Origin of the sequence: Synechococcus sp. R8-2, from assembly GCF_047461715.1 — a bacterium.
GTDB lineage: Bacteria > Cyanobacteriota > Cyanobacteriia > Thermostichales > Thermostichaceae > Thermostichus.
The window spans coordinates 1-640 of record NZ_JANSHQ010000177.1; the positions used below are offsets into that span (position 1 = coordinate 1).

A 640-nucleotide genomic window follows, 5' to 3' on the forward strand; every position below is an offset into this window, starting at 1 on the left:
GGGGGAGCGGATCCCGGTGGAGCCGGTTGCAGAAGCGTCCTTTCGGGGTCTGGACCTGGTCTTGGCCTCTGCCGGGGCAAGTGTTTCCAAAACTTGGGCCAAGACCATCGTCGAGGCAGGGGCAGTGCTAATTGACAACTCCAGCGCCTTCCGCCTGGATCCCGATGTCCCGCTGGTGGTGCCGGAGGTCAACCCCCAGGAAGCCTTCCGTCACCAAGGGATCATTGCCAATCCCAACTGCACCACCATCCTAATGTGCGTGGCCACCTACCCCCTGCATCGCCACATCCCCCTGCGCCGCGTGGTGGCCGCCACCTATCAATCGGCCAGTGGGGCCGGGGCCCGCGCCATGGTGGAGCTGCAAGAGCAAACCCGCGCCTACCTCCAGGGGCAGCCGTTGCAGCCCCAGGTGTTCCCCTACCCCATTGCCTTCAACCTCTTCCTCCACAACAGCCCCCTGCAAGAAAACGGCTACTGTCAGGAAGAAATGAAGATGGTCAACGAATCCCGCAAGATTATGGGATCCCCCAACCTGCGGCTGACAGCTACCTGCGTGCGGGTGCCGGTGCTACGTACCCACGCCGAGGCCCTCAACCTGGAGTTTGAACAGCCCTTCCCCGTGGAAAAAGCCCGGCAAATC

The 640-nt window shown here is 62.7% G+C and carries 1 protein-coding gene; it reads left to right on the forward strand.

Features of this window, described 5'->3' with window-relative positions; all coding sequences use genetic code 11:
* A partial coding sequence (locus NW819_RS04825) for an aspartate-semialdehyde dehydrogenase (protein ID WP_414413058.1) occupies positions 1-640 on the forward strand: 640 nt, incomplete at both ends.